The following is a 19570-nucleotide window of genomic DNA, read 5'->3' as shown; positions in this document are numbered from 1 at the left end:
GTCACCGGTCGGCATCCGGCTCGGCGCCGGACGCCACCTCGCACTCCCGTGCCGCCGGTTTCGCCACCCCGGTCTCCTCTGGCGCATCGGCCTCGGATGCCGCGCCGCCCGCGTCCCCGGACGCCGCCTCGTGCTCCGCCCCCAGCGGTCCGCGTAGCCACCAGACCCGTAGCCCGACCGCGCCCGGGACCCCGATCAGCGCCGTCCAGCCCGCCGCCGCCAGGCCCGTGCGCCACCAGCTCGGGCCGAAGTCGGCGAGCGCGCCGGTGCCCAGCGCGCCCCCGGCCAGGGCCGCGAGCGCCGCCATGAGGGCACCGCAGACACCGGCCGCCAGGGCCGCCGCGCAGGCCGTCGCCCACCACGACCAGGGGCCGCCGGGGCCGGCGGAGCACGGGTCGCCCACCACCGAGGGCGCGGGTGACACCGCCGCGCGGGCCACATGGCGGGCCAGCAGCACGCCGGCGACCACCGGGACCACGGCCGCCGCCCAGGTCAGCGGGGTACCCGGGCCGGGGGCCGAGAGGCCGCCGAGGAGCGGCAGCGCCGGGTGTGCCGTGGCGCCCAGCGGCCCGATCGTGCTGCCCGCGCCGAGCGTGAAGCCGGGGCCCAGGCCGTACGCGGCGCCCCAGACGGCCGCGTTCGGGAGGAGGAAGAGGCACAGCAGCAGCACCGTGGCGCGGCTCTGCCAGTCCGGCGCCAGCTGCACCAGATCCCGGTACACCTGTCCCGCGTGCAGGCCGAGGACGAGGAGGGTGAGCAGCGCGCCGGCGGCGAGCAGGGCGACGGCCGCGGTGGCGGCGGCCCGGCGGGCGGCGGCGAAGCGGGGGCCGCGGAGCACGGCCCGCAGGCGGTCGGGCACCTTGCCCCAGGTCCGCCGGACCCGGTCGGGCAGCAGATCGGCGCCGGCGGGCCCGAGGAGGGACCAGGCGGTGCCGGCCAGGGTGGCGACGGTGAAGGCCGGTACGCACAGCAGGACGCTGAGCGGCTCGGCGACCAGCCCGCCGGTCGAGGCGTAGAGCAGTACGGCGCCCGCGACCAGCAGATAGCCGGTGAGCAGCGCGCCGAGCAGGGGGCGCGGCCCGGCCGGTAGGGCGAGGCCGACGCCGCCGGATCCCGTGGCGCCGCCGACCGCGGGCGGCCCGGTGTGGCCGGCGGCGGTCGCCAGGGTGTGGCGGGCGGCGCGGTGGAGCAGGCAGACCGGGAGTACGGCGAGCAGCAGCGGGGTCACGGCGACCGGGGCGGGCGTGGCGGACTGCGTCGCGGTGCGCACCAGGTCGCCGCCCTGCGCCAGCAGCCACAGGTCGGCGGCGAGGTGGAGCGCCCTGGAGGGGTCGCTGCCGGGGTAGGGCGAGGCGACCCACAGCAGCAGTACGGCGACCGCGAGCGCGCCGAGGCCGAGACCGGCGGCCGTCACCCCGCCGAGGAAGGCGGCGCCGATCGCGGAGGACCGCTGGGCGGCGATCCGGCCTTGCGAGGACAACGTGGTGCCCCGGTCGGTCAACTGGCTCACGCGGTCATGCTGCCAACAACACCCGTTTCATCCCTGTACTGGGCAAATGATCGACGTGTCGCGCATGTCGCGTGTGTCGGTGCGGATCCGTCGACGCGGCTTTCCACACTGCTGTCCATGACTCCGCCGTCCACGACTCCGCGCGAGCAGACCCCGGCCGCCTCCGCCTTCGACGACCTCCACATCCGCCACGCCGCGGCGCTGGCCCGGCAGGCGTATCTGCTCACCGGACGGCCCGCGCTCGCGCGGCGGGCCGTGGAGCGGGGCTTCCAGCTCGCCTGGCAGCGATGGCCGGCGGTCGCGGTGGACCCGGATCCGGCGGGGTGGGTGCGGGCGGCGGTGTACGAGTACGCGCTGACGCCGTGGCACCGGCTGGTCCCCTGGCTGCGCACGGCAGGGAAACCGCAGCGGCTCCCCGGGGCCGTCCCGGCCGCGGACCGTGCGCTCCTGGAAGCGGTGCTGGACCTGCCCGCCGTCCACCGGCGAACGCTGCTGCTGCACGACGGGGTCGGGCTCGGGCTGGACGAGACCGCGGCCGAGACCGAGGCGAGTGCCGCGGCCGCGGCCGGGCGGCTGACGCAGGCCCGCCGGCGGGTCGCCGCACGGCTGCCGGAGCTGGTGCCGGCGGGGCGGCCGACGGTGGAGCAGGACTGGCCCGGCGAGGTCCTGCGGCCCCGGCTCGCCGGGCTGATGGCGAAGGAGGCCGGGGTGGTGGCCGATCAGGAGGCGGCCCCGGCTGCGGCCGCGCGGCGCGCACGGGCCGGCGGCGAGTGCAGCGCCCGCCGCACCACCCGGGCGGCGCTCGCGCTGACCGGGCTGTTCGCGCTGCTCACCCTGTTCGTGGGGATCGCCGCGCCGGACCACTACGCCCCGCCGCACGACCGGCGGCCGGGGACCACCAAGTCCCCCGCGGTCACGGCCCGGGAGGCGCGCCTGACCCCCGAGGCCCGGTGAGGCCGGAACGGGCACGGGCCCGTACCCACCAGGGGTACGGGCCCGTGTCCGTGTGCACTGCGCCGCAGGACGGGTCCGGCGGTGCGACGGGAGGCGCGGGTCAGCCGACGAGGATCTCGCGGGCCAGACGGGCGGTCTCCGACGGGGTCTTGCCGACCTTGACGCCGGCGGCCTCCAGGGCCTCCTTCTTCGCCTGGGCGGTGCCGGAGGAGCCGGAGACGATGGCGCCGGCGTGGCCCATGGTCTTGCCCTCGGGCGCGGTGAAGCCCGCGACGTAGCCGACGACCGGCTTGGTGACGTTGGCCTTGATGAAGTCGGCGGCCCGCTCCTCGGCGTCGCCGCCGATCTCGCCGATCATCACGATCAGGTCGGTGTCGGGGTCGGCCTCGAACGCGGCGAGCGCGTCGATGTGGGTGGTGCCGATGACCGGGTCGCCACCGATGCCGACGGCCGAGGAGAAGCCGATGTCGCGCAGCTCGTACATCATCTGGTAGGTCAGCGTGCCGGACTTGGACACGAGACCGATGCGGCCGGGCTTGGTGATGTCGCCCGGGATGATGCCGGCGTTGGACTGGCCGGGGGTGATCAGGCCGGGGCAGTTCGGGCCGATGATGCGGGTCTTGTTGCCCTTGGACTTCGCGTACGCCCAGAAGGCGGCGGAGTCGTGGACCGCGATGCCCTCGGTGATCACGACGGCCAGCGGGATCTCGGCGTCGATCGCCTCGACGACGGCGGCCTTGGCGAAGGCCGGCGGCACGAAGAGGACGGAGACGTCGGCGCCCGTCTTCTCCATCGCTTCCTTGACCGAGCCGAAGACCGGGACCTCGGTGCCGTCGAAGTCGACGGAGGTGCCGGCCTTGCGCGGGTTGACGCCACCGACGATGTTGGTGCCGTCACCGAGCATCAGCTTGGTGTGCTTCATGCCAGTGGCACCGGTCATGCCCTGGACGATGACCTTGCTTTCCTTGGTGAGGAAGATAGCCATGGTTTAAGTGTCCTCGTCCCTTACTTCGCAGCCAGCTCGGCGGCCTTGTCGGCCGCGCCGTCCATGGTGTCCACGCGCTGGACCAGCGGGTGGTTGGCGTCCGACAGGATCTGGCGACCCAGCTCCGCGTTGTTGCCGTCGAGGCGCACGACCAGGGGCTTGGAGACGTCCTCGCCCTTGGACTTGAGCAGCTCCAGGGCCTGGACGATGCCCTTGGCGACCTCGTCGCAGGCGGTGATGCCGCCGAAGACGTTGACGAACACGGACTTGACGTCCGGGTCGCCGAGGATGATCTCCAGGCCGTTCGCCATGACCTCGGCGGAGGCGCCGCCGCCGATGTCGAGGAAGTTGGCGGGCTTGACGTTGTTGTGGTTCTCACCGGCGTAGGCGACGACGTCCAGGGTGCTCATGACGAGACCCGCGCCGTTGCCGATGATGCCGACCTGGCCGTCGAGCTTGACGTAGTTCAGGCCCTTGGCCTTGGCCGCAGCCTCGAGCGGGTTGGCTGCGTCCTTGTCCTCCAGGGCCGCGTGCTCCGGCTGACGGAACTCGGCGTTCTCGTCGAGGGAGACCTTGCCGTCGAGGGCGAGGACCTGGCCGCTGGCGACCTTGGCGAGCGGGTTGACCTCGACGAGGAGCGCGTCCTCGGCGATGAAGGTCTTCCACAGGGTGACGAGGATGTCGGCGACCTGGTCGGCGACCTCGGCCGGGAACTTCGCGGCGGCGACGATCTCGGCGGCCTTCTCCTTGGAGACGCCCTCGTTGGCGTCCACCGGGATCTTGGCGAGCTTCTCGGGGGTCTTCTCCGCGACTTCCTCGATGTCCATGCCGCCGGCGACGGAGGCCATGGCCAGGAAGGTGCGGTTGGTGCGGTCGAGGAGGTACGAGACGTAGTACTCCTCGGCGATCTCCGGCGCGGTCTCCGCGATCATCACCTTGTGGACCGTGTGGCCCTTGATGTCCATGCCGAGGATGTCCCCGGCGCGGTCCACGGCCTCCTGCGGCGTGGCGGCGAGCTTCACGCCACCGGCCTTGCCGCGGCCGCCGACCTTCACCTGCGCCTTGACGACGGACTTGCCGCCCAGCCGCTCGGTCGCCTCGCGGGCCGCCTCAGGCGTGTCGATGACTTCACCGGCCAGCACCGGTACACCGTGCTTGGCGAAGAGGTCCCTCGCCTGGTACTCGAACAGGTCCACGCGCGTCCGTCCCTTGTCTTCTCAGAATCGCCGTAGTGATCGCGGTTCGTTGTCTGCGATGGGCGTGCCGCGAAGGGCAACGTGACGGCGCTGTCACTGAGGGAGGCGTACACGGTGTCCGGATACGCGGCATGTCCGTCTCGCAGGTTATCGCCGCTGGACCTGCGGCCCTAAATCGCAGATCACACTCTGGCGGTGATTACGGTCACAGATCTTTTGGCCGAGTTACGCCTCCGTGGGATTTCCGCATGTTGGCGGCCGGTTTTCGGTGACCCGTCTGGTAGGGCGCGGGCTCCGGTGCCGCTCGGCGTACACCTCCGCTTCGGGTGGCGTTCGAGAGCTCCTCCTGGTACGTCCCCGGGCGTCCGATCTCACGTGGTTCCGGTTCCGCGGACGAGGGGATCCGCTTGCGAAGAAACCCGCGCCGCACCGTCACAACACCTCCGCAGGCGGTGTCCTGAAAGGTCTCTTGACCCGTCAACTCCCCACAGCAGAAACTGCGTTGAGCACTCACACACACATACGCATCAGGAGTCACAAGCTTCGGGCTTGGTCCCGTGCAGGCCGGTCGGCAGACCGCCCGGCACCGGGTGCAGACGGGGGAACTTGATGGGTAGCGGGGGGATGCGCGGCCGCGGGCAGCGGGCGGCCGCGGGCTCTTTCGTACCCGCCGCCCCTCCCCCTTCTTCCCACCACCCCTCCCAGCTTTCTCGATTTCTTGGTGTCGTCACACCTGGTGCCTGAAGGGATTGGAGGGGGAATGCCGACACATACGACCTATCCCGGCGTTTATGTCGAAGAGCTTCCCAGCAGCATCCGCAGCATCACCACCGTCACCACCTCGGTGACCGCTTTCGTCGGTCACACCCGGCGCGGCCCGCTCAACCAGCCGGTGCGGATCACCAGCTTCGCCGACTTCGAGCGCCGCTTCGGCGGGCTGACCTCGCAGAGCCCGGTCGCCTACGCCGTCCACCAGTTCTTCGGCAACGGTGGCACGGTCGCCGTGGTCGTACGGGTCGCCAAGGCCGGCAGCGGCAAGGAAGCCCACGTCACCCTGGAGTCCACCGAGGGCCACAGTCAGTGCCCGGTGCTGGAGGTGCACGCCAAGGAGCCGGGCGTGTGGGGCTCGGGCCTGCGGGTGGCCGTCGACCACGACACGCCCGCCCGTCGCCCGACCACCACCCCGGCAGGAGGCGCTTCGCGCCACCCCTCTCCCCCGGAAGACACCTTCAACCTGCACGTCCTGGACGCCCGCGGCACCGCCCGCGAGTCCTTCTCCGGCCTGTCCATGGATTCCGGCCACGGCCGCTACGCCGAAACGGTGATCAACGCCGGGTCCGCGCTGATCCGCGTCGAGGTCGTCGGCGAGGGCCGCCCGGACCCGTCCGGCACCGTCTCCAAGGCCTTCCACCACGAGCTTCCCGACCTGGCCGTCGACCTCACCGTCAAGATCGGCGAGGTGGAGCGCGAGTTCACGCTCTACGACCCGGACTGCGACGGCGAGGCGCCCTGCAACGTCACCGAGCTGGCGCTGCTGCTGGAGCACAAGCTGCGCGCGCTGCCGGACGCCCCCGGCAAGCACGCCTTCGCGGGCGCCGAGGTCACCGCCTTCGGCCGCCGCATCCAGGTCGTCGCCGGTTCGACCGACCCCGACGACGTGGTCCGCTTCCTGGGCGAGTGCGCCAACGACCTCGGCCTGGAGGCCTCCGTCAACCCGCCCGTCTTCCCGCTGTGCGGCGGCGAGGACGGCGATCCGCCCGGCCCGCGGGACATCATCGGCAGCGAGGCCCGCAAGAGCGGCATCCAGGCGCTGCGCGACGTGCACGACGTCAACCTGCTCGCGCTGCCCGAGCTGGCCTCGTACCCCGACACCGGGGACATCGTCACCGTCCTCTCCGCGGCCGAGCGCCTCTGCAAGGAGCGGCGGATCTTCCTCCTGGTCGACGCGCCCGCCGCCTGGGGCAGCGTCGACGCCGCCCGGGCCGGTATCACCGCCTTCGACCCGGTCCGCGGCAACCACTCCGCGCTGTACTTCCCGCACCTGCAGCTCACCGACCCGCTCTCCGGCCGGCTGCGCTCCTTCCCGCCGTCCGGTGCGGTCGCCGGCGTCATCGCCCGTACGGACGGTGAGCGCGGGGTGTGGAAGGCGCCGGCGGGAACCGAGGCCCGGCTGGCGGGCGTGCACTCCCTGACGGTCAGGCTCACCGACCGCGAGAACGGGCTGCTCAACCCGCTGGGCATCAACTGCCTGCGGACGCTGCCGATGGCCGGCCCGCTGGTGTGGGGCGCCCGTACGCTGCAGGGCGCCGACGGGCTGGACAGCGAGTGGAAGTACGTCCCCGTGCGGCGGCTGGCCCTGCACGTGGAGGAGAGCCTGCTGCGCGGGCTGCAGTGGGTCGTCTTCGAGCCCAACAACGAGCAGCTGTGGCAGCAGATCCGCCTCAACGCCTCCGCCTATCTGCACTCCCTCTTCGAGAAGGGCGCGTTCAAGGGCGGCACTCCGCGCCAGGCGTACTTCGTCAAGTGCGACAAGGACACCACGACGGAGGCGGACATCGACAACGGAGTCGTGAACGTCGTGGTCGGCATCGCGCCCGTCAAGCCCGCCGAGTTCGTGATCGTCAAGATCCAGCAGATGGCCGGGCAGTTCGACCTCTAGCGGCGTACCGGAAGCAGGAAAGGAGAAGTGGAGGAATCCGATGGCTGAGTTCCAGATCAACGCCCATCGCTTCGACCCGTACAAGAACTTCAAGTTCCTGGTCCTGTGGGACGGTCGTACGGTCGCGGGCGTCAGCAAGATCAGTCCGCTGAAGCGCACCACCGAGGTCGTCAAGCACCGGCACGGCGGCGACCCCAGCTCACCGCGCAAGTCCCCGGGGCGCTCCGAGTTCGAGGGCATCACCCTGGAGCGCGGTGTCACCCACGACCCGGAGTTCGACCGCTGGGCCAACAAGGTCTGGCAGGTCGGCGCCGGTCTCGGCTCCGAGGTGTCACTGGCCGACTTCCGCAAGGACATCGTCATCCAGGTCCTCAACGAGGCCGGGCAGGTCGCCGTCTCGCACAAGATCTACCGCTCCTGGCCGAGCGAGTACCAGGTCCTGGGCGAGCTGGACGCCAACGCCAACGCCGTCGCCATCCAGAGTCTGAAGCTGGAGTGCGAGGGCTGGGAGCGCGACTACGAGGTCCCGGAGCCGGAGGAGCCGTCGTTCACGCATCCGGCGTGAGGCGGCCTCGACGGCGGGCCACCACGGCACCGAAGCACCGGATGAGGTGAGGAATGGCGGTCACCGGGCCCGCTGAACTGCTGGCCACCTGGGAAGCCGGGCTGGCCCAGCAGGGTGGCGGCCGGGCCCTGTTGCTGCACCGGGCGGCCCGCCCGGGGGCCGGCACCGACGCACTGCTGTCGGTGCCGCTCGGGGAGCGGGCGGCCGATCTCTTCGCGCTGCGCCGGGCGCTGTTCGGCGACCGGATGCAGGTCACGCTCGACTGCGCCGATCCGGACTGCGGCGAGGCGATGGAGTTCGAGCTGGACGCGACGGCGATGGGCGCCCGGCCGCGGCTGCCGGAGGGCGGTCTGCGGGTGGCGGAGGGCGACTGGGTGGTGTACTTCCGGCTGCCCAGCCCCGCCGATCTCGCCGCCGTCGCCGACCTCGCCGCGGTCCCGTCCCCGGCCGACGATGCGGTCGACGCCCGGCGGCTGCTGGGTGCCCGGTGCGTGCTGTCGGCTCGGCGGGGCGGCCGGGCGGCCGCGCAGGAGGAGTTGGCCGCACTGCCCGAGCCGGTGCTCAAACGGTTCGCCGAGGCGGCCGAGGAAGCCGATCCGGCCGCCGAGGTGACGCTGAACATCGCCTGCCCACAGTGCGGTGCGGCCACCCCGGCTGAGCTGGACATCGCCGCGTACCTGTGGACCGAACTGGACGCCTGGGCGCGCGATGTGCTCCTGGACGTCCATCTGCTCGCCTCCGCCTACGGCTGGAGCGAGCCGGAGATCCTGGCGCTGAGCCCGCTGCGGCGCCGCTACTACCTGGAGCTGTGCGCAGATGCCTGACCTGGCCGACTACTTCGACCGGCTGCTGGCGCGGCATGCGCCGGCCACCGGGGGTGCCGTCCCCGGCGTGCCCGGCGGCGGCCGTGCGGACGGAGCCCGGCGCATGCTCGTACAGCCCCGGCTTCCGGGCCCGTTCGAGCGCGTCGAGGCGCTGCGCGGCGCGCCCGCGGAGGCGGACGAACCGGCTCCGCTGTATCCGCAGGCGCCCGGGACCTCGCCCTTCGGGGGTGAACAGGTCCGGTACGAGCGGGAGATCAGGACCACGGAGCGGCAGACCGTGGTACGCGCCGAGGCCATGCGGGACGCCCCCGCGGACCTCGTCGATCCGGTGGCGCGGCCGGCGGCACCGCTGCTGCGGCCCGCGGCGGTGGTGGAGACCGGGCCGCGTACGGCCGCGTCCGCCGAGACCGTGCGGCCACCGCGCGCGGCGCGGGCTTCGAGGGAGGACGGATCGGCACGCCGGGCGGCGGGCGCACCGCACCCGCCCGGCAGGGACATCGCCGCCCCCACTGTGGCCCCGGCGCTGCGCCCGCGTACCGAGGCGGTGCCGGCGGCCCGCAACGCCACCCGGGCCGCGGCCGCCGGACGGCGCGGGCAGCGCAGCGCCGAGCGGGTGGTGCACGTACAGATCGGACGTCTGGAGGTCAGCGCGGCCGGTGCCGAGCGCCCCGCGCCGGGCGGCCGACCGGCCCGCACTGAGCGCCGGGAGCCGTCGCTGAGCCTCGCGGACTATCTGGCGCGCGGGGGAAGGACGAGCTGACGGTGGTGCACAGGGCGATGTGGCCGGCGCGGATTTCAGGGATCTCAGGGGGACGGACTTCATGAGCAACGCACTCGCCGTCGCGACGGTCACCCAGGCCCTTGCGCTGCTGATCGAGCACAATCTGCACCCCGAGATCGATATGGCGGTCTCGGTGGAGACCCGCAAACCACCGGCCGATCCGCCGACCGACCCGACGATCACGGTCTTCCTCTACCAGGTCACCCACAACCCCTCGATGCGCAACAACGACCTGGTCACCCGCGCCTCCGACGGCACGCTGCTGAAGCGGCCGGCGGCCGCGCTCGACCTGCACTTCGTGATCAGCGCGTACGGCGAGGAGACCGAGCTGGTCGGGCAGCGGCTGATCGGGAGCGTGGTGCGCACCCTGCACGAAATACCCGTACTGCCAACGGAGTTGATCGCCGAGGCGGTGCAGCGGCCGTATCTGGCGGGCAGCGACCTCGCCGAGTCGCTGCAGAGGGTCCGCTTCACACCGACCCAGATGGACGTCGACGAGACCTCCAAGCTCTGGGGGATGCTCCACAACACGCCGTACTCGCTGTCGGTCGTGTACCAGGCGTCGCTGGTCCTGCTCGACGGCCATCAGAAGCCGAAGCCGGCGAAGCCGGTGGAGCGGCCGGAGGTGACGGTGCTGCCGTTCGGGGCGGCGGGGGCGCCGGAGCGGCCGGCCGTCGCGGACGGCGGCGGCAGCCGAGCTGCCGGGCCCGGGGCGCCTGCGGCGAAGGCCACGGCGTCCGAAGCCCCCGCGCCCGAGGCCGTTGCGGCGAAGGCTCCGCGGGAGAAGGCCCCACAGGAGAAGGCTTCGACGGCGAAGACCCCTGCCGCCGAGAGGAAGCCGGGGGGCGACGCCAAGCCGCGGGGCGATGCCAAGTCCGGTGCCGCGCCCGCACGTTCACGCACCACGCGGGCCCGGAAGGCGACCGGTGCGGCCGCCGCGCAGCAGGCCAAACGGTCCGGCTCCGGTACCGGCTCGGATACCGGCCCCGGCGGCAAGGGCGGCTCGGACCGTACGGACGCCGGCGGGGAGAGCTGAGTCAGGGTGCGGGCAACGGGGGGAGTCGAGGGCATGGGCAGCGGCGGCAGCAGCAGCGGCAAGGGAGCGGGGGCGGGCATGGCGGCCGACGGCACGGACGGCAGCGCGCTGGCCGCCGCCGTCCGGTCCGTACTGGCCCGCCTGGACGCGCACGCCGCGCGGGTCGGCAACAACGGCGGCGAAGCGGACGAGGCTCCGGCCGACGCTCCCACGGCCGCCCCCGGCTCCCCCGTGGCCCCGGCCCGAACCGCCACCGCGACCGTCCTCCCCTCCCCCGGCCGCCCGCTCCCCGCCGTCGCCACGCTCGACTCGCTGACCTCCTGCTTCGGCCTGAGCCCCTTCGAGCGGGAGATCGTCCTGCTCGCCGCGGCGGCCGAACTGGACCCGACGACCGGCGCCCGCTGCGCCGCCGCGAGCACCGACCCCGGCCACACCTACCCCACCTTCGCCCTCGCCCTGGCCGCGCTCGGCGACCCGCACTGGAGCGCCCTGACCCCCGTCGCCCCGCTCCGTCGCTGGCGCCTGATCGACCTGGACGACGAGACCCGCCTGACCACCAGCCGCCTCCGCCTCGACGAACGCATCCTGCACTTCCTGGTCGGCTCGCCGTACCTGGACGCCAAGCTGCACGGCCTGCTGCGCCGCACCACCGCGCCCGGCTCCCTGCCGCCCTCGTACGACACGGCCGCGCACCGGGTCGCCGCGGGCTGGGCGGGCGCCGGGCCGGATGCGCCGCTGCGGGTGGAGCTGGTCGGCGGCGATCTGCGCTCCCGCGCCGACATCGCGGCGACCGCGGCCCGCCGCGCCGGCCTCGGCCTGTACTCCATGGCCGCCGACGACATACCCACCGACGCCGCCGAACGCGACCGCCTCGCCCGCCTCTGGCAGCGCGAGGCCGTACTCCTGCCCGCCGCCCTGCTCGTCGAGGTCGGCGAGATGGACCGCGACCAGCACGCCGCCGCCGACGCGTTCATCGCGGGCGCGGCCGTACCGCTGGTGGTGTCGAGTCCGGACCCGCGGCAGACCGGCCACCCGCGCGGCGAGCGGGTGACCGTCCCGAAGCTCTCCGACGAGGAGCAGCTGGCGCTGTGGACGCACGCCTTCGCGGATGTCCCGGAGGTGACCGATCGCCATATCCAGTCGCTGGTGGCCCAGTTCCAGCTGCCGCCGCATGTCGTACGGTCGGCGGCCGCCGCCGTACGCCGCGACCTGCCGGACTCGGACGTGCTCGACGCCGCCGAACTGGCCTGGCAGGCGGGCCTGACCGAGGCCCGGATGGGCCTGGACGAGCTGGGCCGCCGCATCGAGCCGCGCGCCGGCTGGGGCGACCTGGTCCTGGCCGACCGGCAGCTGCGCATCCTCCAGGAGATCGTCGCCCACGTACGCCAGCGCAGCACCGTCTACCAGGACTGGGGCTTCGCGAAGGCGCTGCGCAGCGGCCTGGGCGTCACCGCGCTCTTCGCGGGCGGCTCCGGCACGGGAAAGACCCTCGCCGCCGAGGTCATGGCCAAGGAACTGGGCCTGGACCTGTTCATCATCGATCTCTCCCAGGTCGTCAGCAAATACATCGGCGAGACCGAGAAGAACCTCAGTCGCGTCTTCGACGCCGCCGAACGCGGGGGCGCCCTGCTCCTCTTCGACGAGGCGGACGCCCTCTTCGGCAAGCGCAGCGAGGTCAAGGACAGCCACGACCGCTACGCCAACCTGGAGGTCAGCTATCTGCTGATGCGCATGGAGGCGTACCGCGGCCTGGCCGTCCTGACGACGAACATGAAGAAGGCCCTGGACTCCGCCTTCATGCGCCGTATCCGCTTCGTCGTCGACTTCCCCTTCCCGGGCGAGAAGGAGCGCGCGGAGATCTGGAGCCGCGTCCTGCCCGCCCAGGCCCCCGTGAAGGGCATCGATCCGTCGTTGTTGGCCCAGCTCACCGTGGCCGGCGGCTCGATCCGCAACATCGCCCTGTCCGGGGCCTTCCTCGCCGCCGAGGAGGGCGACCGCCTCCAGATGCGTCACATGCTGGCGGCGGCCCGTACCGAATACCTGAAGCTGGAACGCTCCTTGACGCCGTCGGAGGTCCACGGATGGGTCTGAACGAGGTCGGGAACACAGCGCGGGAGCCGGCAGCCGAGCCGCCGCCGCGCTCCTTCCGTATCGACATCGGCGAGCTGGTCCTGGACGGCTTCGACGCGGCCCGGGTCGACCCGGACCGGGTGTCGGCGGCCTTCCGGGCCGAGTTGACGCGTCTGGTGCACGAGCGCGGGGTGCCGCTGGCGGCGGACGGGTCGGGCGCGTCGCTGGACACCCTCAGCGGCCTGCCGCCGCTGCCCTCGACGACCTCTCCCGTACGACTGGGCGAGGCGCTGGCACGGGCGGTGCACGCGGGTCTGACCGGGCGGGGGGAGGTGCGATGAGTACCTCGCAGACCGCCCAGAACGCCCGTTCGACGACCGACGACAAGCGCCGCAAGCGCAGGGAGCGCTCGGCCAAGGCCCGCACCCCGGAGCCGAAGGACATCGTCAGCGGCGCCGGCCAGCCCCTGGACCTGAGCGTCCGCCGCGAGCTGGAGGAGCAGCTCGGCCACGACTTCAGCCGGGTCCGCCTGCACACCGACCGCGACTCCGGCCAACTGGCCGAGATGATGGGCGCGGACGCCTTCGCCGTCGGCCAGGACATCTTCTTCCGCGAGGGCACGTACCGCCCGGGCACGGCCGACGGGCAGCGCCTGCTCGCCCATGAGCTGCTGCACACGGTCCAGAACCCGCACGGTCTGGGCGCGCTGCGGGCGGGCCGCGACCTGGGTGCGGTCAGCCTTCCGCAGGAGGCGGTCGAGCGGGAGGCGGAGTCGGCGGCGCGGGAGTCGGTGCTGGGGGCGCTGCAAGGGGCTTTACGGGGGGAGGAGGAGCCGGCCGCCGAGGTCGAGGAGGGGCAGGCCTCCCCCGGCTGGCTGCGGTATGCGACGGTCGACGCCGACCGCTCCCGGATGGAGCAGGTGGACCCGGCGACGCTGGTGGACCGGTTGGCCAACGGGGTCCTGAGGTCACTGCGTGGCGACCCGGCCGACCTGTCCGGACGTGTCCGTATGCAACTCGCCCGCATGGGTCCCGAGTTGCAGGACTCCGTCCTCGACCGCCTCGAAGTGCGTCTGCTGTCGCCCGAGTACGAGCGGCTGCTGGACCTGACGGACGAGGCGGAGGTCGGCCCGCTCGGTCTCCAGCCGTCCAGCACGCCCGAGCCGGTCCCGGACGCGATCGATCTGCTCCTGGACGAGCGGTCGGTGGCGGCCGACCGTACGGGCGGCGAGAAGAAGTCCCGGCAGGCGCGGGACGAGGACGCCGCCGAGGAGGAGAAGGACGCCAAGGGGCGCGACGGCAGGCGCGAGCAGGAGCAGTCCCGGGCCCAGCGGGATGCGGCCGCCGAGGACAAGGAAGCCGGCGAGCGCAAGGCGAAGGAGGACGAGCGGGCCGAGGAGCTCGCCGACTCCAAGAAGGAACAGCAGCAGGACGAGGAGAAGCAGGGCGAGGAGCGCGAGAAGGCGGACCAGGCCGACGCGCAGAAGGCCGAGCAGGGCCAGGAGGGCGCCGAGCGCACCAAGGAGGAGCGCAAGGAGCAGCGTGAGCGCGAGGAGCAGGACCCGGAGCAGGCGAACCGTCCGGGGGCGGACAAGCGCAAACGCAAAGACGGCGAGAAGAAGCCGGCGGCCGGGTCGAAGCAGGAAGAGCTCGAAAAGAAGAAGAAGGAACAGCAGGGGCCCGTCCGCCCGGAGAAGGTCGACGAACGGGCCGAGCAGCGTGACAGCGCCCTGTCCGAGCACGGTCTGCACGAGAAGGATGAGGACGAGGGCGAGCCGCGTGAGGAGGAAGCCCCCATCGGGCTGGAGGCCGGTGCGGACAAGGAGGTCCACGGCGGCGAGGAGGACAGGCGGGGCGGCGGCGCGGGCAGGGGCGAGGCGGAGCTGAAGCCCGAGGACTACCTGCCGGACAGTGACCCCGACCTCTCCTCCGTACCGACGGCGGAGAACCCCACGGCGAGCATGCCGTCCTTCCCCGCTCCCCCGCCCACCAAGGCGGAGAAGGTCCACAAGGAGCGGGAGAACGACGCCGACGAGGAAGAGGACGAGGAGGCGCCGGAGGCCGAGGCCAAGGCGCCGGGCGAGGAGCGCGGACCGGTAGAGGGTGAGGCGCCGCAGCCCGAGCACGGACCCGCGGCCGAGGCCCCCGACCGCAGCGAGAAGGACCTGCAGCCGGAGAAGCCGGTCGAGCAGGAAGTCGGCCCCGACCCGGAGAGCGAGGACAAGCCGCAGCCGGAACAGGAGGCCGAGGAGAAGAAGGACCCCGAGCAGCAGCAGGACCAGGACGAGGACGGGGCCAAGCAGGCCAAGCAGGACGCGGCCGACAAGGACGCGGAGCGGGACGAGATGTCGGGCGACGGCGAGGAGGCGCCGGACGCCAAGGAGGCGCAGGACGAGCAGCAGGAGAAGAAGGACCAGGACGCGCACGAGGAGAAGAAGGAGGCCAAGGGGCAGCCGGAGGGCGCGGCGGCGGACAAGCCGGCCGGTGCCGCTGCCTCGGGGGCCTTTGCCGGCCCCGGTCCTGGCCCGGCGGCCGCTTCGCTCGCGCCGCCCGCCGGTGCCCATACGGAGAAGACGTCGCCGCAGGACCGGCACCCCTCCCCCGCGGCGCGGCGGACGGCGGCGCCCGTACGCGGTGAGCGCGAGGCTCCGGCGGCGAAGAGCACCGTGCCGAAGGAGGCCGGTCCGGGGGCGGCACCCAGTGGCACGGTCGGTGACACCGAACCCGCCGCCGCTCCCAAGTCCGCGGCGGGCCCCGGTGGTGCGCCCTCACCGGCCCAGGCCGCGGTCAGCCCGGCGGCCGAACAGACCGCGAATCCCGGGAAGATGGGCGCGCCGGCGCCCGAGGGCGCCAAGGCGCAGCCGGACGCTTCGCTGGAGAAGGACGGCGGCGGCTGTGCGCCTCCGGAGCCCGCGGCGGAGAAGGAGGAGAAGGGCGGTTCGTGCGGCGGGGGCGGCGGCGGTGAGCAGGCCGCCGAGGAGAAGAAGGAAGAGCCGCCGGACGTCTCGGGGCAGGATCCGAAGGCCGCGCTCAACACCGTCAGCAAGCTCTCGCCGGACCAGGCGCAGGCCGCCATGCCCGGTGTGGACGGGGCGGCGGACAAGAAGATCAACCAGGAGCAGAAGCGGCTGGAGGCCAACCCGCCCAAGCGGGAGCGGCCTTCGGGCGCGCCGCAGACCCAGTCCTCGCCTCCGGAGGCCGAGGCACCGGAGACCGCGGTCAGCGGGAAGCTGGAGAAGGTCGGGCCGGAGGACCAGGGCGAGAAGCAGCGGGCCAAGGGCAGCGAGAAGGCTCAGGGCGCCAAGCCCACCGACAACATCAAGACGCCGGAGCTCCCGCCGAGCAAGGACGGCAAGCTGACGCAGGGCGACGCGAAGAGCGTCGAGGCCGCGGCGGACAAGGTGCCGACCACCGACCCCGAACTCCGCAACAAGACCGTCGGCCCCGCCCCCAAGATCAAACTGGAGGGCGAGAGCGACCCGAAGCGTACGGACAAGCAGGCGGAGAAGCTCAAGGACAAGCAGGGCAAGATCCAGGACACCGGCCGGGCGGACGCGTCCAAGCCGATGGGCGAGGACAAGATCTTCCCCAACGCTCCCAAGGAGCAGCTGACGGGCAAGGCGTCCGGGCGTGCGGGCGGCGGCGGTGGCCGGCGGTCGGCCGGCGGCAGGCCGAAGCAGCACGTCGGCATCGTCGCCAAGCAGGAACGCGGCAGCGAGCTCAAGAGCGGTGCGGCCCAGTCGCAGACCGACCTGGCCGCCAAGGAGAAGGAACACCAACAGGGCGAGCAGAAGTCAAAACAAGAAAAGCAGCAGGAGATCGACAACGAGGTCGCGCGCAATGCCGAGCAGCAGACGGCGGAGCGCGGCCGGGCCGCCGAGAAGGCCGGCAAGGAGCGTCAGAGCTGGCGCGACGAGCAGGACAAGAAGATCGAGAAGGCCGACAAGGACACCGAGAAGGAGCACAAGGACGGCAACAAGAAGATAACCAAGGAGCGGGACGGCAAGGACAAGGAAGTCGACGACCGCAAGAACAACGACAACAAGGACATCGACTCCAAGGCCGAGCAGGCGGAGAAGGACGCCAAGAAGAAGAAGCAGGAGAAGAAGGGCGAGTCCGACGGCCTCTTCGGCAAACTCCTCGACGCGGTCGGCGACTTCTTCAAGGGCCTCTTGGACGCCGTCACCGCCGTCTTCGACGCCGCGCGCAAAGCCATCAACAGCGTCATCGACAAGTTCAAGGAGTTCGCGAACAAGGCGATCGACGCGGTCCGCGACTTCGCCATCAAGGCCATCTCCGCCGTCGCCGACGCCCTCATCGCCATCGGCGACGTACTCCTCGCCGCCTTCCCCGAACTCCGCGACAAGTTCCGCAAGGCCATCGAGGGCCTCCGCGACGCCGCCATCGCCACCGTCAACAAGCTGGCCGAGGGCCTGAAGAAGGCCGTCAACACGTTCCTCGACGCCCTCGCCGCGGGTCTCGACAAGCTCCTGGACGTCCTCGAAGCCGGCATCAAGGGCGTCATCAAGGCCTTCCAGGCCGTGATCACCGCCGCGATCAAGTTCGCCGAGGCCGCCATCGAGGCCCTCGGCAAGTTCGCGGCCCTGGTCGCCGACATCGCCCCGGACCCGGGCGGCTGGCTGAAGAAGGCGGGCAGCGCCGCCAAGACCGGCATCCAGGAACACCTCTGGGGCGCCATCAAGACGGCCGTCAAGCAGTGGTTCGACGCCAAGGTCGAAGGCATCCTCGGCCTCGGCAAGGCCGTCATCAACGTCCTGGTCAAGGGCTGTATGTCCTTGAAGCAGATCGGCAAGATGGCCTGGGACGCGATCATCGCGTCCCTCCCGATGATGATCGCGTCCCTGGTCATCGAAAAGGTCGTCTCCATGATCGTCCCGGCGGCGGGCGCGATCCTGACGATCGTCCAGGGACTGATGGCGGCCTGGCAGAGCATCAGCTCCATCCTCTCGGCCTTCAGCAAATTCTTCGCCTACCTCAAGGCCGTCAAGGCCGGCCCGGCCGCCTGCCTCTTCGCCGAGGCGGTCGCCGCGGGCGTCGTGGCACTCCTGGACTTCATCAGCAACTTCCTCCTGATTCGTCTCCAAAGCGCGACCAAGGGAGTCGGCAAACGCCTCAAGGGCATAGCCCAGAAGATCACCGCCGGCCTGAAGAAGACCGGCAAGGGCGCCCGCAAGGCCGCCGGCAAGGCCGTCAACTCCGCCAAGGCCGCCGCCCGCAAGGCCGCCCAGGCCCTCCGCAAGCCGGCCCGCCCGGCGAAGCCGAAGGGGCCCCGAGTCCCCAGCCGCCCGGGCGCCTCAACGGACCGCACACCGGGCGGTGGCCAGCCCAAGCATCAGCCCAGGACGCACCCCATCGGTCGCCCGACGAGCAAGACCCCGGACAGGGACCGCGACCGCCGCCGCGAGGAACACGAGGACAAGCGCGAGAAGGACACGGAGACCACCAAGAACCAGCAGGGACGCGGTTTTGGCGGCAAGCCGGACAAGGACACGACGCCTGACCTCAAGAGGGACAAGACCCGGGACGCGCCCAAGAAGAGGAAGGAGACCGAGGCTCCCAAGCGCCCCAAGCCGCGCAAGCCCACGTCGCCACTGGGCCGCGCCCTCAAGAAGGCCACGAAGACCGTCAAAACCGCCCTTAAAAAGGTTCGGAACGCAGGTAAGTCCCTGGGCAAGAAGCTCAGCAAGTCCAAGGTCGGCAAGGCCCTCAAGAACAGCGCGAAGAAAACTCGTGACTTCTTCAAGAAGAAGCGCGACCACCTCCGCAGAGATAGGGAGCACCGCACAGACCAGAAGAAGCAGCGACGCATCGACCGCAGAAAGAAGGAGAAGGCGCCCGAGTCGAAGCTTAAGCGGCTGCAATCGGCTGCCGCGCGGATTCGCAGGTCCATCGTTCCGTTGCTCAAGCGTGGACTCAAGGGCCCCATCTATTACGGCACTCTCCAGGCCCTGCGCACCTGGCACCGCCTTACAGGCCTGACATCGGTAGGCAAGCCGGACTTCCAGATCCTGGCTTCATTGAACCCGGAAGAAAAAATTACCCCGGGCGGCTGGGATAAGGATAACGATGGCGAACGAGTAGCCCGGTTCGAGCGCTTCGAAACGGACGGAAAACCGAAGACCAAGAAGGACAGAGAGGAGATGGAAAAGGACGATCCCAACGTCGCACGATTCCGAATAGAGATCGAGAGGGAACTCAAGAACCTGAAAGGCGACACCGACCTTAATACCGTCAAGGCAATGTGCGCGACCGTTGCCGCAAGAAAGCACATTAAAATCAATCCGAGTCACCTGAAATGGAATGACGGTGCACTGACTCGGACAGACGGCGACAACAAGGTCGAGCCGGAGTCGGCCACTCTGTTCCTTATGCACCCCGGCGCCGCAATAACTGCCGTTGGAAAGTTCCACAAACAGAACATGTATGAACCCACAGGCACAACTATTGCGCAAACGGTGTTCCGGGACTGGCACGGTGGAGAGTATGTCCGCGACCAGCTGCACCAATATGTCCCCCGACGCGTTGCTCGAAACATATCGGAGACGGACAGCAACCATCTGAACAAAACGAAGGACAAGGGCATCTATTCTCGCGGCGGATCCGGAAAAAACATCCAGCCGTGGCAGCATGCAATCGGCGCAGAGTTCTCCCCTTTCATTTCAACGACCAAGGTTCCCGACGGGAGCATCACGGACCCCAAAGGGAAAGAATGGAGTACAGCCAAGGGACAGAAGGACTACGGCACAGTCGAAATTGACCTAGCTCACATCAACGCCGACTACATCATTGACTTGACGACCAGCAAGTCGCACAGTCGATGGAATATGAACAACCCTACAAACGCCATTGTCCAGCAAGCCCTGGCAGACGTAAACCGAACGCAAGAGGTCTTGATTCGAGGCGAGATACCGCGCGCGGCAATCAAGGTAATCCGCAAGGCCGGCGAGCGGCGACAGAAGAGGTAAGGTAA

The 19570-nt window shown here is 71.1% G+C and carries 12 protein-coding genes; 9 read left to right on the top strand and 3 right to left on the bottom strand.

All coding sequences use genetic code 11. The features are described from left to right. Nucleotide 1 precedes the first annotated feature (1 nt). Nucleotides 2–1510 carry a DUF6350 family protein gene (locus ACFWZH_RS04645; protein WP_384425313.1) on the bottom strand — a complete coding sequence of 503 codons (1509 nt, stop codon included), beginning with the start codon at nucleotides 1508–1510 and terminating at the stop codon, nucleotides 2–4. Between the two features lie 117 nt (nucleotides 1511–1627). Here ACFWZH_RS04645 and ACFWZH_RS04640 point away from each other — a divergent pair, with 117 nt between their 5' ends. Then, nucleotides 1628–2464: a hypothetical protein gene (locus ACFWZH_RS04640; RefSeq protein ID WP_384425310.1), complete on the top strand. Its 837-nt coding sequence runs from the start codon at nucleotides 1628–1630 to the stop codon at nucleotides 2462–2464. 100 nt (nucleotides 2465–2564) lie between these two features. Here the strand turns inward: ACFWZH_RS04640 and sucD are convergent, their stop codons facing one another. Both sucD and sucC read right to left on the bottom strand, forming a co-directional pair. After that, nucleotides 2565–3449, bottom strand: a complete 885-nt coding sequence (gene sucD, locus ACFWZH_RS04635; protein WP_069572393.1) for a succinate--CoA ligase subunit alpha — start codon at nucleotides 3447–3449, stop codon at nucleotides 2565–2567. 20 nt (nucleotides 3450–3469) lie between these two features. Then, nucleotides 3470–4645 (bottom strand): ADP-forming succinate--CoA ligase subunit beta, encoded by a 1176-nt coding sequence (gene sucC / locus ACFWZH_RS04630; RefSeq protein ID WP_384425306.1) that lies wholly within the window; start codon nucleotides 4643–4645, stop codon nucleotides 3470–3472. Between the two features lie 760 nt (nucleotides 4646–5405). On the opposite strand from sucC, the gene ACFWZH_RS04625 reads away from it, so the two are divergent. From ACFWZH_RS04625 to ACFWZH_RS04590, 8 genes are all read left to right on the top strand, one after another. Further along, nucleotides 5406–7304, top strand: coding sequence for a phage tail sheath family protein (locus tag ACFWZH_RS04625; protein WP_384425303.1), 1899 nt, complete (start codon nucleotides 5406–5408; stop codon nucleotides 7302–7304). A 40-nt stretch (nucleotides 7305–7344) separates the two neighbouring features. Beyond that, nucleotides 7345–7869 carry a phage tail protein gene (locus tag ACFWZH_RS04620; protein ID WP_384425300.1) on the top strand — a complete coding sequence of 175 codons (525 nt, stop codon included), beginning with the start codon at nucleotides 7345–7347 and terminating at the stop codon, nucleotides 7867–7869. A 53-nt stretch (nucleotides 7870–7922) separates the two neighbouring features. After that, nucleotides 7923–8693 (top strand): hypothetical protein, encoded by a 771-nt coding sequence (locus tag ACFWZH_RS04615; RefSeq protein ID WP_384425297.1) that lies wholly within the window; start codon nucleotides 7923–7925, stop codon nucleotides 8691–8693. Continuing rightward, a complete protein-coding gene (locus ACFWZH_RS04610; RefSeq protein WP_384425295.1) occupies nucleotides 8686–9453 on the top strand; it encodes a hypothetical protein in 768 nt (255 codons plus the stop codon). The genes ACFWZH_RS04615 and ACFWZH_RS04610 overlap by 8 nt, the downstream gene beginning before the upstream one ends. A 61-nt stretch (nucleotides 9454–9514) precedes the next feature. Next, nucleotides 9515–10510 (top strand): DUF4255 domain-containing protein, encoded by a 996-nt coding sequence (locus tag ACFWZH_RS04605; RefSeq protein WP_384425292.1) that lies wholly within the window; start codon nucleotides 9515–9517, stop codon nucleotides 10508–10510. A 33-nt stretch (nucleotides 10511–10543) separates the two neighbouring features. Next, a complete protein-coding gene (locus ACFWZH_RS04600) occupies nucleotides 10544–12601 on the top strand; it encodes an ATP-binding protein (RefSeq protein WP_384425289.1) in 2058 nt (685 codons plus the stop codon). After that, a complete protein-coding gene (locus tag ACFWZH_RS04595) occupies nucleotides 12592–12921 on the top strand; it encodes a hypothetical protein (protein WP_384425286.1) in 330 nt (109 codons plus the stop codon). The genes ACFWZH_RS04600 and ACFWZH_RS04595 overlap by 10 nt, the downstream gene beginning before the upstream one ends. After that, nucleotides 12918–19565: a DUF4157 domain-containing protein gene (locus ACFWZH_RS04590; protein WP_384425283.1), complete on the top strand. Its 6648-nt coding sequence runs from the start codon at nucleotides 12918–12920 to the stop codon at nucleotides 19563–19565. Before ACFWZH_RS04595 ends, ACFWZH_RS04590 begins: the two co-directional genes overlap by 4 nt. Nucleotides 19566–19570: the final 5 nt, after the last annotated feature.

It is taken from the genome of Streptomyces sp. NPDC059008 (genome assembly GCF_042749045.1).
In the GTDB taxonomy this organism is placed as follows: Bacteria; Actinomycetota; Actinomycetes; order Streptomycetales; family Streptomycetaceae; genus Streptomyces.
The sequence above is the reverse complement of the archived record's forward strand: the minus strand, read 5'-3'. Positions and strand labels throughout refer to the sequence as shown.

Excerpts from the sequence above, each read along its gene's own strand:
- ACFWZH_RS04640 (WP_384425310.1), top strand. The coding sequence starts at position 1,628 with ATGACTCCGCCGTCCACGACTCCGCGCGAGCAGACCCCGGCCGCCTCC.
- sucD (WP_069572393.1), bottom strand. The coding sequence starts at position 3,449 with ATGGCTATCTTCCTCACCAAGGAAAGCAAGGTCATCGTCCAGGGCATG.
- ACFWZH_RS04625 (WP_384425303.1), top strand. The coding sequence starts at position 5,406 with ATGCCGACACATACGACCTATCCCGGCGTTTATGTCGAAGAGCTTCCC.
- ACFWZH_RS04620 (WP_384425300.1), top strand. The coding sequence starts at position 7,345 with ATGGCTGAGTTCCAGATCAACGCCCATCGCTTCGACCCGTACAAGAAC.
- ACFWZH_RS04615 (WP_384425297.1), top strand. The coding sequence starts at position 7,923 with ATGGCGGTCACCGGGCCCGCTGAACTGCTGGCCACCTGGGAAGCCGGG.
- ACFWZH_RS04610 (WP_384425295.1), top strand. The coding sequence starts at position 8,686 with ATGCCTGACCTGGCCGACTACTTCGACCGGCTGCTGGCGCGGCATGCG.
- ACFWZH_RS04605 (WP_384425292.1), top strand. The coding sequence starts at position 9,515 with ATGAGCAACGCACTCGCCGTCGCGACGGTCACCCAGGCCCTTGCGCTG.
- ACFWZH_RS04600 (WP_384425289.1), top strand. The coding sequence starts at position 10,544 with ATGGGCAGCGGCGGCAGCAGCAGCGGCAAGGGAGCGGGGGCGGGCATG.
- ACFWZH_RS04595 (WP_384425286.1), top strand. The coding sequence starts at position 12,592 with ATGGGTCTGAACGAGGTCGGGAACACAGCGCGGGAGCCGGCAGCCGAG.
- ACFWZH_RS04590 (WP_384425283.1), top strand. The coding sequence starts at position 12,918 with ATGAGTACCTCGCAGACCGCCCAGAACGCCCGTTCGACGACCGACGAC.